We start from the raw sequence: 15460 nt of genomic DNA on the forward strand, positions 1-15460 counted from the left end.
TCAGGCCTTGAACCGCGTTGTGGTGTCGATGTCCAGATCGACCGCGTTGAGCACCAATGCCAGCCCGTAATAGCAGCTGACGATCATCAGCAATTCGGTCAGCGGCGCGTCACCGAAGACGGCCCGGGCGGCAGCGAACGAGTCGTCGCCAAGGTGGTGGGTGGTGCACAGCTCGAAGACGACGCCGAGGGCCGCGTGTTCGTCCGCGCTGAAGCCGGCTCCGTCGAGATCGCCGGTGGCCAGCGCGTCGAGCTGTTCATCGGTGAGCCCGGCGGCGCGGCCCATCGGCACGTGCTGGGCAAGCTCGTACGATGAGCCCTGCAGATGAGCGACCCGCAACACGATCACTTCCCGCATGCGTGCGCTGAAGGTCGGGCTGGCGAACAACTCGTCGACCATCCGGGACCAGCCGGGGAACACGTTGGGCGCGTTGGCAAGTATTCGAAAGACATTCAGGTTGCCGCGACGGGCGGCCCACTCGCGTATTGGCTCGGGCTGCTGGTCGAGGTCGGCGAGGGCGATGCGTGTCATGGTGGCGATCCTTTCACTCGGCGGCGAGCGTGAATGTCCAGTCCAGCGTGACGAAGGGTTCGTCGACGGTCGTGCCGTCCGGCGCGACGCCCGGCTCGTGGCGCACGAAGTCGGCCTTCAAAGAGTCCTGCGCCGAGAACACGGCGTCGCAATCGATGTAGGGATCGTCTTTCAGGAACAGCTGGGTGATCAGTGAGTGGTAGCCGTCGGCATGGAACCAGAAGTGCACGTGTTGCGGCCGCATGATGGATCGATTCGCGGCGCGCATGATCTCCCCGCAGGGGCCGTCGGTGGGCACCGGGTAATAGCGAGGTGTGATGGAGCGGTACCAGAACCGCCCGTCCTCGTCGGTGGTCAGGAGCGCGCGCATGGCGAACTCGTCGTGCAGCTGCCCGGTCTGCTGAACGTCGTAGAATCCTTCGCCGTCGCTGTGCCAGGTGTCGACGTGGGCGCCGGCGATCGGTTCGCCGTGTTCGTCGAGGACGCGGCCGGTGACGAACATCGGTGTGCCCGCAACGCCATTGGAGATGTCGTCCCCGTTGTTCGCCGTCGGAGGGCCTTCGACATAGAACGGGCCGAGCAGGGCGGAGTCGGTGGCCGAGCCCCCGGGGTTCTCGTTCATCGTGTCGAGCAGCATGGACAAGCCGAGGAGGTCGGAGGCCAGCACCACTTCCTGACGCGTCGGGCTCGAGATCTTGCCGAGCCGTTCGATGAAGTCCATCGCGGTGAACCATTCGTCGCCGGTCAGCCGCACCTCGCGGGCGAAGTCGTGCATGTGCTGCACCAAGCTCACCATCAATTGCTTGAAGCGCTCATCGGTGGACGTGTCGAAGGTCTTTTGGACGGCCTCGGTGATCGTTGCTTCGGTCAGATCGGTTGACATGTCGTTGCCTTTCTTAGGGATTGATCACCACGCGGCCGGCGATGTGGCCGGCGACCGCGCGATATGCGGCGGGGCTGTCGTCGAGGGAATAGCGGGCGGCGATGGGAAGTGGCCGAAACTCTCCGGATTCGAAGTAGGGCAACATCTTCTGCAATAGTCGCGCGGAGTCGACGACGTTGAGGGTGCCGCTGTCGGCTCCCAAGATCCGGGTTTCATTGTGGTACAGGTCTTTTAGATTGATATCGACTGTGTCGGTACCGACGGCACTGATGACCACCAGTCGGCCCCGGTGGGCGAGGGAGGCGAGCGCGGCCGCGGTGGTCACGCCGCCGACCGCGTCGTAGACGACCTCGACGCCCTTGCCTCTGCTGAGTCGTTTGACCTCGGCGGCGACGTCGGCGTCGGGATCGAAGGCGACGAATTCGTCGAGGACACGCGCGGTGGGCGTTTCCGGGTCGGGTTTGCGACGGTCGACGCCGATCACCGTGGCGCCGAGCGCATGCGCGATCTGTGCGACGGCACCGCCCACTCCCCCGGAGACACCGAAGATCGCGATCGTTTCTCCGGCTTTTAGTTGTGCCGTCTCGACCGCGCCGTGCCAACCGATGACGAAATTCACGCCGACGGTGGAGCCCTCGTCGAAGGTGAGTTGTTCCGGCTTACGCGCCAGCGCTTCAACGGGCACCGATATCAGCTCCGCGTGCGAGCCGTCGCGGGTGAAGCCGACGTCGCCGCCGGTGCCCCATACCGCGGCACCTTCCCATCCGGCCGGCCCGTCGACGACCACGCCGGCGAAGTCACGTCCGGGGGTTCGTGGCAGCACGGTCCAGTCCATTTGGCCAGCAACGTTTTTCACGTCGGAGGGGTTGATCGATGCGGCTTCGATGCGGATCACCGCTTCCTGGGCTGTGGCGTGCGGGTCGGGCAGATCCGCGATATGCAGGACATCGGGGTCGCCAAATTCGTTAAAGCGTAAAGCCCTCATCTTGGGTCCTCCTGTGAAACATCGGCGGCTGCCCTCAACACAACACCCAAAGACTGATCTCGTCCAACGGCAGAAATCGATCAAAACAATCGCCATTCGCGATAGATTGCTCGGATGGAGTTACGGCAGCTGGAGTACTTCGTGGCGGTGGCCGGTGAGTTGAACTTCTCCCGGGCGTCCCTGCGCATCCACGTCGTGCAGTCGGCGCTGTCGGCGTCGGTGGCCAGGCTGGAAAAGGAGCTGGGTGTCGAGCTGTTCGACCGGTCGAAGCGGCAGATCGTGCTCACCCCGGCGGGCGAGGTCTTTCTGCAGCATGCCCGGGAAGTCATCCACACAGCCCAGCGGGCGCAGTCGTCGGTTGCGGACTACCGGGATCAGCTGACCGGTACCGTCACGCTGGGCACCCTGATGTCGTGGGGCGGGTTGAATCTGGCGGCAGTGCTGGAAGAGTTCCGTCGCCTGCATCCGCTGGTCACCGTGCAGCTGCGGCAGAGCCTCACCGGGTCGTCCGGCCATCTGGACGCGATCGCCGACGGCAAGATGGATCTGGCTCTGGTCTCACTCGCCTCGTCTTCGTCTCGGCTGGTCGCGGTCCGGGAGCTGGTGCATGAGCCCATGGTCTTCGTCTGCGAATCCAGCCATGTCCTGGCGGGGCGCCGACACGTGCAACTCGCCGAGCTCGCCGGGCAGGACTTCATTCAGTTCCCGCGAGGGTGGGGAATCCGCCAGCGCCTCGATGCGGGTTTCGCCGCTGCCGGGGTGCGGCCGACGAGCGCCTACGAAGTCGCCGACTACGCGATCGCCGCCGAGCTCGTGCGGCACCGGCTGGCGGCGACGGTGCTGCCCATCAACGCGGCCGACCGATTCCCCGATCTACGCGTCATTCCGTTAAGCCCGCCGCTGACGTGGACGCTGTATCTGGCGTCAGCCGAGTCGCAGACCGGGGCCGTCAAGGCGCTCGTCGACACGATCGCGCGGTACGTCGATAGCTAAACTCATTGTGCCGCACGGGATCTGCGTCGGGAACCGTCGTCGAAGTCGGCCCGAGTTAGCTCATGCTGCGCGTATCGCGAACGAATTCTTGATTTCCCAACCCGTTTGAGCTTTGATCTGGTGCTGGTCATGACCGGCGGCATTGAGCTACCTAGTTGGTGGTTGGGGTTGGAAGGGTTGGTACCACCACCAGTGGGCGCGTTCGCCGGTGGGCCCGGGGCACGGGGGGACATCGGGCGGGGGACGGTTGGGTGGGCGCGCGAGCGATCCTGCTTCAAGGGGTCGCCCGGAGCTGTCGGTGACCATGAGATGGTCTGCGGGGCCGGTGATGGTGATGATGCCGCGGTGGTGCAGCCGGTGGTGATAGGGGCAGACCAGCACCAGGTTGGCCAACTCGGTGGGGCCGCCGTCCTCCCAGTGGCGGACGTGGTGTGCATGCAGGCCGCGGGTGGCCCCACAGCCGGGGACCGCGCAGGTCGGGTGGCGGTGCTCGAGCGCGCGGCGAAGCCGCCGGTTGACGGTGCGGGTCACCCGCCCGGCACCAACGGGCTCGCCGTCACGTTCGAACCAGACTTCACAGGTGGCATCACAGGTCAGGTATCGGCGTTCGGCGTCGGTGAGCAGCGGACCCAGATGCAACGCCGCAACGTGCTGGGCCACATCGACGTGCACCACCACAGTGGTGTGCTGCCCGTGCGGGCGGCGGGCCGCCTCGACATCCCACCCCGCCTCCACCAGACGCATAAACGCGTCGGTGGCGTTCGGGAACGGGGGCCGCTGATCTGATTGGCGGTCGCCGTGGTCGTGTTTCCACTGGGCGATCAGCGCATCCCGATGCGACGCCAACGCGGCGTCGAACTTCGCCGCATCCAGGTGCCCCAGTGTGATCCGCCAACAGCTGAACTCCTCGTCGGAGGTCTGGGTGATCGAGGGCTGCGGTTCGGGCCGAGGACCGGGTTGGGGTCGCGGTTCCAGCTTGACCGCGGTGCGCAGTTGGCTGACCGTCGCGACCTCGGCCAGCTGCGCATAGTGCGCATCGGATCCCTCGCCGGCCCGCGCCGCGATCACCCCGACCTGATCCAGCGACAGCCGACCCTGGGCCATCGCCTGCACACAGCGCGGAAACTCCGCCATCCGGCGCGCCACCGTGGCGATCGTGTGCGCATTTGCCGACGACGAGCCAAGCTTCCACGCCATCAACGCCGCCACCGACCGCGCGCCCGTCGCCCCACACAGCTCATCGCGATCGATCTCAGCGGCAATCTCCACGATGCGCCCATCAATCGCGTTGCGCTGACCCGCCAACTCCGCTAACTCCTCGAACAACACCTCAAGCCGCTCAGCAGGACTCACCACCACGGCGCCAGCGGATGCGATCGAAGACATAACCTCATCATCGCAGCCGGGTACGACAAGTTTCGGCCGCCGTGAGCCCGCCGCTGACGTGGACGCTGTATCAGGCGCCCGCGGAATCGCAGACCTAAATTTCATTGCGCCGCACGGGATCTGCGCCGGGCCCCATCATCGAAGTCGGCGCCGAGCGCCGCGTAGGCGCCCGCGTACTTCTGCGTCAGTCGCTGACGGTCTGACTCACTCAGCGATGCCAGGCGATCGGGATCGGTGTTGTCGGCCAGATCCGCGAGCTTCACTTCCCGGGCGGTCGGGTGCTCGTTGATGCGCTGGTAGTAACTGGCGGTCGGCTGGTCACTGCGGCGGGTGAGCAGCTCTATCGCGTCGATCGCTCTCGGCGCGATGCCCCGATCGCGCAGTTCTGCCGCGTCGATGCCGGTGTCCTCGATGACGTCGTGCAGCAGTGCGGCCACCACGGCATCGGTGTTCGCGGGATCCACGTAGGACGCCACCCGGCGGACGTGTCCCACGTAGGGCATGCCGGCCTTATCGACCTGGCCCGCATGCGCTTCGGCCGCAATGGCGTCCGCCGTTGCAATGGGGTCCACGGCGACCGTCCCTTCGTCACTCGGACTCGGGATGAGGGCCTTCGATGTCGACGCCTTCCGACTGCAGGATGTCGATCACATCAATCGCACCGTCGTCGGCGTCTTCGACATCGATAGCGATGGGCTCGACACTGCCGCCCTTGTCGTACAAGAAGCGCTCGCGGTATACCCAGTACGCGGCATCGGCGATCTGGGCAACCGTCTTCCAGTTCAGGGCGGCGCCAATCCCCACTCCGACGACGGGGACAAGCTGAAAAAGCCGTTTCTCCATCAGCTTGTGGCTGAACTCAACGGCGAATCGCTGAGCCACTTTGTCGAACGTCTGCTGATCGAGCTGATGCCAAGCGGCGTCGCGGGTAAGGCCTTCTGTCAATGTCGCAAGCTGTTGGTAGACAGCGGCTTTCGCCGATGTTGTGGTCGCCAACGCCAACCCGATGACTTGCATCATGAAGATCTCTTCGGCGGGATCGCGCGGGTCGTAGCCGTAGTAGAGGGCATCGCGCGCCACCACCCCGGTGCAAGCGGTCAAGAGCGCTGCGGCATCGACACCCATCGCCGCGACGACGGTACTGAGTCCCGGCGCAGCCGCAACTCCGCCAGTTGCGACCGAACCCGCAGTGGCCACGACCTCACCGCTATTGATGGCGAGACCGGCTGCGGCACCTTCTACTGCTGCGGAGATCGAGTAGGCGTGATGCAGGAGAGCGAATGAAGCCACCTCGTCGATCGTCTTCAGGTCGAGCGTCCTGATGTCTTCGAGATGAGTTACTGAATGACCTTTCCTCGCATAGACATCGATGACGTGCGTGTCAGAAGTCGTCAGCTGAGCCGTTCTGCTCATGAACTTGCCCGCACCCGCCGCCGTTGCGTCTAGCAGTGCCGCGCCCTGGTCTTTCGCCTCGCGAAGGCCCGGCAGCTTCGCTAGCTTGCCGAACAGCCCTGAACCCACCCCGCCTAATGCGACGGGAACTAGGCGACGTGACTTACGGCTGAGGATGCGCTCCTTGTGCGCGGCGACCTTCTTGAGCTGTTCTCGCTCGTAGTCAGATAGCGCCACCGGATACTCCCCACGTGGTTGTCCCAGCAACATCAGAGCACACAACGCGGGATGGAGCGGATCACCCGGCATTCCGACCTCGACGGGCACGATTTCATTCAGTTCCCGCGGGTGAGAATCCGCCAGCGCCTCGATGCGGGTTTCACCGCGGCCGGGGTGCAGCCGACGAGTGCCTAAAAATCGTCGACGGACTAGCGATGCCGCCCCGTCCCGCCGTGCCACGAGCCCGAGCCCTGGCTGTGTTCCGAGTGGCTGTACGTGCCGTCTCGATCAGGGAGACTGCTCCGATTTTGATCTGGCGATGGGATGCAGTGGCCGTCGACGTTGGTATAGCCACAGGCCGCCGCAAGGGGCGATGGCACGCACATCAGCAGTGTTGTCACCAGCATCGCTGCGCTTACGGCGATTTTCTTCAACTTTTCTCCTGTCAGTTGCCCTTGACCGTTTTACGCCAGTCCGGGTCAGCCCGCTGGCGTTTCGGTAGACACTTCCAAGATCTCGCAGGCTCGGGCGATATACCGGATTCTCACTGTCTGACGGGAGTCACAGCTCTCCGAGATCGCGTCCCTAAAATGTTCTTTCGCCAGCCGACGAAACTGCGCAGGACATCTGGCCAACGGCCGACGCCGCACCTACGGTCGCTGCGGCAATGCCGCCAGCCATCCATCCGTGACCAGCTCGATGAGTTGCCCGTCCGGGTCGCGGATCATCGCCATGGCTTCCGACACCGCCGCGTCGATCACCGTTCCCCCGAACTCCACAACCTTCGCCAGCACAGCAGCGATGTCGGACACCGACAACGAGATGTGCGTCAGCCCCACCTCATCCATGACGCGCTCCGCCCCAACGTGCACGTGGCGCTTCGAATAGTCGATGAGCTCCAGCACAAAGCCGTCCCGCACCAGGTACGTCGCGTGCACCCCAAGCGGCTCGGGGAGCTGGACCACTTGCGCGGTGAGATTGTCCGGCGGTTCGAGTTCCCACCAGAACTGGAAGCCGAGCACGTCTTCGTAAAACCTGCGCGACCGCTCGCGATCCGCCACACACAGACCGACGTGGTTGAAAACCGTTCGGTAGACAGTCATTACAACCTCTGTAGCCTCGGCGGAGTCAAAAGCGTAATAATGCAAAGATAGCGCAATAGTCAGCCGCCATGTCCAGACGCAGACCCGCCACCAAAGGCTTTCGATGACGACACGCCCCGGCATCGCGCACGACGCGATCGTCGACTTCGACCACCATTCCGACGCCTTCAATCTCAACCAGCAGACCGTCAACGCCGAGGTAAGACAACGCTGCCCCGTCGCCTGGAACACGAACTACGACGGATTCTGGTACCTCAGCAGCTACGATGCCGTGAGCAAAACGGCCCGCGATGACGCCACTTTTTCCCACAAATACGAACCCGACGCCGAAGACGGCGTGGACTACCAGGGTGAAATGGGCATTCCGCGCCCGGACGGCCAACCGGCCCTGGGCATCGGTGAGATCGATGGCGAGTATCACCTGGCCTTAAGGCACGCGCTGGCCCCGTTCTTCTCCCCCGGCGCCGTCGACAGACTGAAGCCGTTTATGGAGGCAACGGCCCACGAGTTCCTCGACGCAAAAATCGCCACCGGCGCGATGGATCTCGTCCTCGATTACGCCAGCCCGGTCCCGGCCATCCTCACCATGAAGATGATGGGTTTGCCCCACGACAATTGGCGGCTCTACGCCAACCTCTTCCACTCGGTCATGGCCGCCCCGCCAGACAGCGCCGAATACGCCGACGCCATCGCCGAAGTCCCGACCATGATGGAGGAAGTTCTCCAATACACAGCCGCCCGACGAGCCGACAAACAAGAAGACCTGACCAGCTTCCTGATCCAATTCGAATTCGAAGGCAAGCGCCTCGACGACGACCAGCTACTCAACATTCTCTGGAACCTGATCGCCGGCGGCGTCGACACCACCACTTCCCAAACCGCCCTCACGCTAAGGCATCTCGGCACCCACCCGGACCTAAGACAACAACTCATTGATAACCCGGAGCTCCACCGCACCGCCACCGACGAATTCCTGCGCTACTTCACGGTCAACCGCTCACTGAGCCGGACCGTGACCAAAGACGTGGACCTCAACGGCCAACAACTAAGAAAGAACGACAAACTCATCATCAGCTGGCTCTCCGCCAACCACGACGAGCGCGAATTCGAGCGACCCGACGAGGTCATTTTGGATCGAAAACCCAACCGCCACCTAGCATTCGGACTCGGCCCACATCGCTGCATCGGCTCGCATCTGGCGCGCCTCATGTCCGAGGTGATGGTCAAGGCCGTCCTCGACCACATTCCCGACTACGAAGTCGACGTCCAAAACGTGCACCAATACCTGGGCAACCCGAGCATGACCGGGCTGGGCACCCTGCCGGTCACCTTCACCCCCGGAGCCAAGCGCGGCTGGACACGCGCTTCCCACGCTTGACCAACGGTCGAACCAGGTCCACTGTCGGATACATGAGCATCGATGACGACCCCGTCACGACGCTGGACGACCTCAAGAGCGACCTGGCGGGCCGGCACAAGTGGACGCCCAGCGGCGGCACGAAAGTCGACCCCGCGCTCGTCGACGCCGACATGGCGACCCTCGACCGCGACGGCTACCTCATCTGGGAGAACCTGCTCAGCCCGGACGAGTGCCGGCAGATCCGCGACGTCGTCGGCCCCTGGCTGGACCACACCGGACGCAACGCCTTTGAAGGACGGCGCACCCAGCGCATCTACAGCGTGCTGAGCCGGACGCGCGTCTGCGACGGGCTCGTCGATCACCCGCGGGTGCTGGCGGTACTCGACCGGCTCCTGATGCCCAACTACCTGCTTTCGGCGTTGCAGGCCATCAACATTCAGCCCAGAGAATCCGCGCAGCTGCCCCACCACGACGACGGATTCTATCCAGTCCCGCGGCCCCGAAAGCCGTTGGCGGCCGCGACGATTTGGGCGATCGACGACTTCACCGCCGACAACGGCTCCACCGTGGTGTTCCCCGGCAGCCATCGCTGGCCTGCCCGCCCACCGGGGCCGGATGACGTGTCACAACCCGTCGTCATGCCCGCCGGCTCGTGCGTCTTTTTCGTGGGCACGCTGTGGCACGGCGGTGGCGCCAATACCACCGGCCACGCGCGGCTCGCCGTCACCGCCCAATATTGCGAAGCGTGGCTGCGGCCGATGGAGGCCTACACCCTCTCGATTCCACGCGACGTCGCCCGCACCGTCTCGGCGGACATTCAGCGCATGATCGGCTACAGCATCCATCCGCCGTTCGTCGGCGCGGTCGACGGCTTGCACCCGTTGCGACTGCTAGAGCAGCCGTGAGCGACATCGCGGCCCAGCTCGCCGACATCGTGGGGAACCACAACCTGCTGACCGGCGACGCCATCCCCGACGATTACTGGCACGACGAGGAGATAACGCACCCGCCGCAGCAGCCGGCCTACGTCGCCAAACCGGCCACCGCCGAGGAGGTCGCGCAGCTACTGAAAATGGCTACGCAACACCAGATTCCGGTGACGGCCCGTGGATCTGGGACCGGCTTGTCGGGCGCGGCCACTCCGCGCAGAGGCGGCTTGGTCATCTCCTTCGAGCGGATGAACGCCGTCCTCGAGGTCGACACCACCAACCAGGTCGCCGTCGTCCAACCCGGCGTGACGCTGATCGAGCTGGACGCCGCGACCGCCGACGCAAACCTGCGCTACATGGTGCAACCGGGCGAACTGTCCTCCAGCGTCGGTGGCAACGTCGGCACCAACGCCGGCGGGATGCGCGCGGTCAAGTACGGGATCGCTCGCCACAACGTGCTCGGGCTGCAAGCGGTCCTGCCGACCGGCGAGATCATCCGAACCGGCGGCAAGATCGCCAAGGTCGCCACCGGCTACGACCTAACCCAGCTCATCGTCGGCTCCGAAGGCACCCTGGCTTTAGCGACCGAGGTGATCGTCAAGCTGCATCCGCGACTCGACCACAGCGCCACCGTACTCGCGCCGTTTACCGATTTCGACCAGGTCATGGAGGCAGTGCCCCAGGTCGTCGCCAGCGGGCTCGGGCCCTACATCCTGGAATACATCGACAATGTGACGATGGCCGCGCTCGTCCACACCCAGAACCTCGAATTGGGTGTCCCCGACAAGATCCGCGACAGCTGTCAAGCGTATCTCGTTGTGGGACTTGAGAATCGTACCGCGGACCGGCTCGACGAAGATGTGGAGCGGGCCGGTGAGCTACTCGCCGAGCTGGGCGCCCTCGACGCCTATGTGCTCGAGGGTGGTTCGGCGCGCAAGCTGATCGAGGCGCGCGAGAACGCATTTTGGACGCTGAAGGCGGTCGGCGCCGACGACCTGGTCGATACCGTCGTGCCGCGCGGCGCCATGCCGAAGTTCCTCGCGGCCGTGCGCGGTCTGGCGACGGCGGTCGGCGGCGGCGCGGTCGGCTGTGGGCATGCGGGCGACGGTAACGTGCACCTGGCCATCTTTTGCCAGGACCGCGACACGCGCAAAAAGCTCCTGACCGACATCTTTGCGCTGGCGATGGAATTGGGCGGAGCCATCTCGGGCGAACACGGCCTCGGACGCGCCAAAGCCCCGTACTGGCGCGAGCTCGAAGACCCGGTGAAGATCGAGCTGCTACGCCGTATCAAGCAGAGCTTCGACCCGGCCGGCATCCTCAACCCCGACGTTGTCTTTGCCGCACCAGATGCGTGAGGCGCTCGACGTTCGGCGGCAAATTGTCGCTATGAGGCGGGCATTACCTCAATTGGGTTCTGGTCGTCGACCACAAACAAGTTGAACCACCAACGCGGGCGGCCAGTATTTTGGGTTAGGCGTCCCAAGGCGCTCGCCAACGGGGCGCCCCAGTAACCAGCCAGCGCATCTGCGTGCCGATGACCCGCGGTGATGCCCCATGTGATAACGCATCACTGGATTAGAATTCATTAGCGAATTTTTATCACGCCGAGTTTGGGTATAGCTACGAAAGCGAACTCATCACAACCCGAACACCGTTCCGACGAAATTGTCGAACAGCCACCTATAAAGAGGACATCGGCTCGCCCTGTGGCCTATCCTGCACACGATAACCGCATAGGACAGGGCAAGAAATGTTCTCACTGACACGACGCCGATCTTGGGTGGTTGTGTTGGCCACGATCGGGTTGCTCACGTACGGCGTCGTGTTGCTCGCCAGCAGCGGCGCCCCGGATCGCGGGATGGCCGCCCCACTGGGACTCTGGCTGCTGAGCGTATTTGCCAACGGCTGCGCGGTCAGCGCTGCCCGCGGCTCGCGAGGCCGCCAGCGCCTGGCCTGGACGGTGCTGAGTATCGGGCTGACCGCCTGGGCGGCCGGCCAATTTGTGTGGAGTTACGTCAGCCTGGGTGGCATTCCGCCGGTTTCGAATTTCTCGGCCGCTTACTTGGGTTACCTGGTGTTGCCGCTTTGCGCGTCGGCCTGCGCCCTGGCCATTCCCAGCCGCGACGACTCCCGATTCGGTGTTGGGCTCCTGCTTGACGGCATCGTCGTCGCAGCGGCGTTGTTGGTCGTCTTGTCCATCGTGGCGCTGGGTCACATGGGACGGCAGGAGCCGTTGGACAGCGTTCCGCGGATGCTGTTGGCGGCGGCCACCGCCGTGTACCTCGGCCTCGTGGTCATGTCGTTTATCACCGTGCGGAAAGCCGAGCCGGGACGCCAACTCTCACCGACGATGATCACGCTGGGGTGGGCCGCCATCGGGGCAGCGGGCGTCGTCAGCGTTTGGGCCGACCATCCCGACCGGGTGCCCGATAAGTTGGTCATTCTCGGCTGGGCCGGCGGCATGTATTTTGTCGCAATGGCAGGCATTGCGTCTCGACCGGGACCGGACCTCGACCTGGGTTTTACTCAGCCGTCAAGGACGTCGCTCTGGCTGCCGTACCTGCCGGTGATGTTGGCGATCGTCGTTGGCGCTGTGCACTTTTGGCCCGCTTACCCGGGCGAGGCATTCATCTTCGCGATTTGTGTGGGGATGTTCGTCACCACACTGATCCGTCATCTGCTGTTGCTCGATCGGAAGAGGCATCTGCTGGTCGCGGTGTCCAATGCGGCCCTGCGCGACCCATTGACGGGGCTGGCTAATCAGCGACTATTCGGTGAGCAGCTGGCGCATGCCTTTCGGTTGCACATCCACCACGGCGTCCCGGTCAGTGTCATCGCGCTCGATATCAGTGACTTCAACATGGTCAATGACACGCTCGGCTATGCCGTCGGCGACGAACTATTGCGCAGCGTCGGCGAACGGCTGCAGACCAATATCCGTCCCACCGACACCATCGCGCGGATGAACGGGGACCAATTCGCGATCCTGGTCGCGGAATGCCCCGACGTGGCCCTGCGGGTCGCGAAGAAGCTCGCCCGGTCCTTCGACGAGCCTTTCGACCTCGAGGATCACCGGCTGCACGTGCATCTCAACATCGGGGTGGCCTCGGCCGCACCGGAATCCGGCTCGGTGCCCACGCACGGCGAGCTCCTCGATCGGGCCGGCGCGGCCCGGACGTCGGCCCAGCAGTCGAGCTCCACCGACGTGCGGATATTCACCCCCGACATGGATGCCCGACTCGCCAAACACCCCACCCACGGCGACAGCATGGCCCGTCTGCAACTGCTCGGCGAGCTGCGGCGCGCCATCGACGATCGCCTGCTGACGCTGCTGTACCAGCCGAAATTCGACATGATGACCGGCTCGGTCTGTGGCGCCGAGGCACTCGTGCGGTGGGAGCACCCCGACCTCGGCACGCTGATACCCGGCGAATTCCTGCCGTTGGTCCGCGAACACGGGCTGATAGATGCCGTCACCGACCTGGTGCTGTCACGGGCGGTCGCCGACGCTTCGTCGTGGTACGCGGCCGGCGCCGAGATCCCCGTCGCGGTCAACCTGTGGGCGCCCTCGCTCGACGAAGACGCCCTGCCCGACCGCATCATGTCGGTGCTCAACGTACGCGGCATGTCCCCGAGTTCGCTCACGATCGAGATCACCGAGGACCTGTTGGTCGCCGACCTCGCGAAGGCCCGCGCGGTACTCAATCGTCTCCGCGCGGCCGGCATTCGGGTGGCGATCGACGACTTCGGCAGCGGTTACGCCACGCTCACATATCTGCGCGAACTGCCCGTCGACGACGTCAAGCTCGACCGCCAATTCATCGTGCCGATCCTGCACGACGAACGCGCCGCCACGATTACGCAATCGGTGATCGAGTTGAACACCAGACTTGGCATCGCGACGATCGCCGAGGGTGTCGGAGACCCGGAAACAGCCCAGCGCCTCAAGGAATACGGTTGCGACACCGTGCAAGGTAACTTCTTCTGTCCCCCGCTGCCGGCCTCCGAGATTCCGAACGTCCCCCAGAACGCCACGCTCGCGGAGCAGTAGTCCCCCAAGGACATAGGGTTGCGCCGTGCACATTGACGTGATGGTGGTTCCGCAACCGTTGGGTCAGATCGGTGGCCTGGCCCAGCGCGCTCAAGCCGCGGGATTCTCCGGCCTGCTGTTCACCGAGACCGGCCGCACGGCCTACCTCAACGCCGCCGTGGCTTCGCAAGCCGCTCCCGGACTCGAGCTGTCCACCGGGGTCGCGGTCGCGTTTCCGCGCAGCCCGTTCGTCACCGCCGCCGAGGCGTGGGAGCTGCAGGAGGCCACCGGCGGCAAATTCCGGCTGGGCCTGGGCACGCAGGTGCGCACCCACGTCGTGCGCCGCTACGGCGTCGCGTTCGAGCGCCCGGGCCCCCGGCTGCGCGACTACGTGCTGGCGGTCAAAGCGTGCTTCTCGGCGTTCCGAACGGGAAAGCTCGATCACCACGGCGAGTTCTACGACCTCGACTTCATCACCCCCCAGTGGAGCGCAGGCCCCATCGACGAACCCGATCCCAAAGTCGATATCGCGGCGGTGAATCCGTGGATGCTACGAATGGCCGGCGAAGTCGCGGACGGGGTGCACGTCCATCCGCTCGGTGAGCTCGGCTACGTCAAACGTCACGTCCTGCCGAACGTCGCCGCGGGCGCGGAGAAAGCTGGGCGTTCGGTGTCGGACATCGCGGTCATCATTCCGGCGATGACGATCGTCGGCGACAGCGACGAAGAGCGCGACACCCAACGCGAGACGGTGCGCACCAGCATGGCCTTCTACGGCAGCACCCCGAACTACGCGTTCATCTGGGACGAGGCCGGATTCGAGGGCACCACGGCGCGGATCCGCGAGAAGCAGAAGGCCGGCGATTTCCAGGCCATGGCGGCCCAGATCACCGACGAGCACATCGCGACGTTCGCCATCGAGTCGACGTGGGACGGCCTGGCCGATGCGCTAACCCAGAAGTACGGCGGAATCGCCACGCGCGTAGCGCTTTACAACGCGCTGGGCGACGACGAGCGCTTTGAGCGATATGGCGAGGTCGCCCGCCGGCTGCGTCGATGACGACTGGTGTGTCGCCGCGGATTGTCGCTCGGAGGCGGGCAAAACGTCGGTCGGTCCGGCCAGAGACCAATGTGGCAGCTGTGACCACATCGGCCGGATCATCAAGTGCCACAAGGAAAGTTGCTTCGTCGACGGCGGCCGGACCTACTGCACCGTCACGATCACCGTGTACTGGCAAATCGGTGTGGTGTTCTTGCCGACAATGCTCGAGTAGTTCGTGGAGATCGTCGTCGTCCCGGGCTTCAGCGCCGTGAACATCCATACCTCGGTGCCGGGCGCTCCCAACGCGTCGGTGCTCGGCTGCACATACTGATGACTGTTTTGCTCGACGATGGACGTGTCGGCGATCTTCGTGTCGGGCATCCACCGGTACGGGGTCGTGTAATTCGCGCCCAACTGCAGTTTCAGCGTGTAGCCAACCCCCAGCGTGACGGTCTGGGTGATGTTGTTCTGCTTGAGCACCTGATCCATCGGGACCACGAGGGTCTGGGACGTCGGCGGGTTTCTGCTCTCGAAGTTGCAACCCACCAACATCGACATCGACAAGACGAGCATCGCGACGGTCACGGACAGCCTGATCTTCACG

General features: G+C 64.5%; 15 protein-coding genes. 7 read left to right on the forward strand and 8 right to left on the reverse strand.

What is annotated here, in order from left to right:
* Genes OK015_RS18420 through OK015_RS18430 form a run of 3 tightly spaced genes read right to left on the reverse strand, consistent with a single transcriptional unit; the run spans position 1 to position 2399 of the window.
* Positions 1-531: a carboxymuconolactone decarboxylase family protein gene (locus OK015_RS18420; RefSeq protein ID WP_268125185.1), complete on the reverse strand. Its 531-nt coding sequence runs from the start codon at positions 529-531 to the stop codon at positions 1-3.
* A gap of 13 nt (positions 532-544) precedes the next feature.
* Positions 545-1414 (reverse strand): dioxygenase family protein, encoded by an 870-nt coding sequence (locus tag OK015_RS18425; RefSeq protein WP_268125187.1) that lies wholly within the window; start codon positions 1412-1414, stop codon positions 545-547.
* Positions 1415-1427: 13 nt separating this feature from the next.
* Positions 1428-2399 carry a quinone oxidoreductase family protein gene (locus OK015_RS18430; protein ID WP_268125189.1) on the reverse strand — a complete coding sequence of 324 codons (972 nt, stop codon included), beginning with the start codon at positions 2397-2399 and terminating at the stop codon, positions 1428-1430.
* 114 nt (positions 2400-2513) lie between these two features.
* On the opposite strand from OK015_RS18430, the gene OK015_RS18435 reads away from it, so the two are divergent.
* A complete protein-coding gene (locus OK015_RS18435; RefSeq protein ID WP_268125191.1) occupies positions 2514-3392 on the forward strand; it encodes a LysR family transcriptional regulator in 879 nt (292 codons plus the stop codon).
* A gap of 147 nt (positions 3393-3539) precedes the next feature.
* Here OK015_RS18435 and OK015_RS18440 read toward each other — a convergent pair whose 3' ends face one another.
* From OK015_RS18440 to OK015_RS18450, 3 genes are all read right to left on the reverse strand, one after another.
* The gene (locus tag OK015_RS18440) at positions 3540-4778 is read right to left on the reverse strand and encodes an HNH endonuclease signature motif containing protein (protein WP_268125193.1); all 1239 of its coding nucleotides are present in this window, start codon (positions 4776-4778) and stop codon (positions 3540-3542) included.
* A gap of 101 nt (positions 4779-4879) precedes the next feature.
* Positions 4880-5350 carry an HD domain-containing protein gene (locus tag OK015_RS18445; RefSeq protein ID WP_268125195.1) on the reverse strand — a complete coding sequence of 157 codons (471 nt, stop codon included), beginning with the start codon at positions 5348-5350 and terminating at the stop codon, positions 4880-4882.
* Positions 5351-5366: 16 nt separating this feature from the next.
* Entirely contained in the window at positions 5367-6407 is a 1041-nt protein-coding gene (locus OK015_RS18450) for an EcsC family protein (protein ID WP_268125197.1), read from the reverse strand.
* A gap of 51 nt (positions 6408-6458) precedes the next feature.
* Between OK015_RS18450 and OK015_RS18455 the strand changes: the two genes are divergently transcribed.
* Positions 6459-6584, forward strand: coding sequence for a hypothetical protein (locus tag OK015_RS18455; RefSeq protein WP_268125199.1), 126 nt, complete (start codon positions 6459-6461; stop codon positions 6582-6584).
* A gap of 455 nt (positions 6585-7039) precedes the next feature.
* On the opposite strand, the gene OK015_RS18460 is transcribed toward OK015_RS18455, so the two are convergent.
* Positions 7040-7492: a VOC family protein gene (locus OK015_RS18460; RefSeq protein ID WP_268125201.1), complete on the reverse strand. Its 453-nt coding sequence runs from the start codon at positions 7490-7492 to the stop codon at positions 7040-7042.
* Between the two features lie 103 nt (positions 7493-7595).
* Between OK015_RS18460 and OK015_RS18465 the strand changes: the two genes are divergently transcribed.
* From OK015_RS18465 to OK015_RS18485, 5 genes are all read left to right on the forward strand, one after another.
* Entirely contained in the window at positions 7596-8870 is a 1275-nt protein-coding gene (locus OK015_RS18465; RefSeq protein ID WP_268125203.1) for a cytochrome P450, read from the forward strand.
* A 32-nt stretch (positions 8871-8902) separates the two neighbouring features.
* On the forward strand, positions 8903-9757 hold the full coding sequence (locus OK015_RS18470) for a phytanoyl-CoA dioxygenase family protein (protein ID WP_268125205.1): 855 nt from the start codon (positions 8903-8905) through the stop codon (positions 9755-9757).
* Complete coding sequence (locus tag OK015_RS18475) at positions 9754-11139, forward strand: FAD-binding oxidoreductase (RefSeq protein ID WP_268125207.1); 1386 nt, start codon at positions 9754-9756, stop codon at positions 11137-11139. The genes OK015_RS18470 and OK015_RS18475 overlap by 4 nt, the downstream gene beginning before the upstream one ends.
* Before the next feature lie 431 nt (positions 11140-11570).
* Positions 11571-13835, forward strand: a complete 2265-nt coding sequence (locus OK015_RS18480; protein ID WP_268125209.1) for a putative bifunctional diguanylate cyclase/phosphodiesterase — start codon at positions 11571-11573, stop codon at positions 13833-13835.
* 25 nt (positions 13836-13860) lie between these two features.
* Entirely contained in the window at positions 13861-14874 is a 1014-nt protein-coding gene (locus OK015_RS18485; RefSeq protein ID WP_268125211.1) for a TIGR03617 family F420-dependent LLM class oxidoreductase, read from the forward strand.
* 144 nt (positions 14875-15018) lie between these two features.
* Here OK015_RS18485 and OK015_RS18490 read toward each other — a convergent pair whose 3' ends face one another.
* Positions 15019-15459 carry a protease inhibitor I42 family protein gene (locus OK015_RS18490; RefSeq protein WP_268132883.1) on the reverse strand — a complete coding sequence of 147 codons (441 nt, stop codon included), beginning with the start codon at positions 15457-15459 and terminating at the stop codon, positions 15019-15021.
* Between the last annotated feature and the right edge of the window lies 1 nt (position 15460).

Origin of the sequence: Mycobacterium sp. Aquia_216 (assembly GCF_026723865.1) — a bacterium.
Lineage (GTDB): Bacteria > Actinomycetota > Actinomycetes > Mycobacteriales > Mycobacteriaceae > Mycobacterium.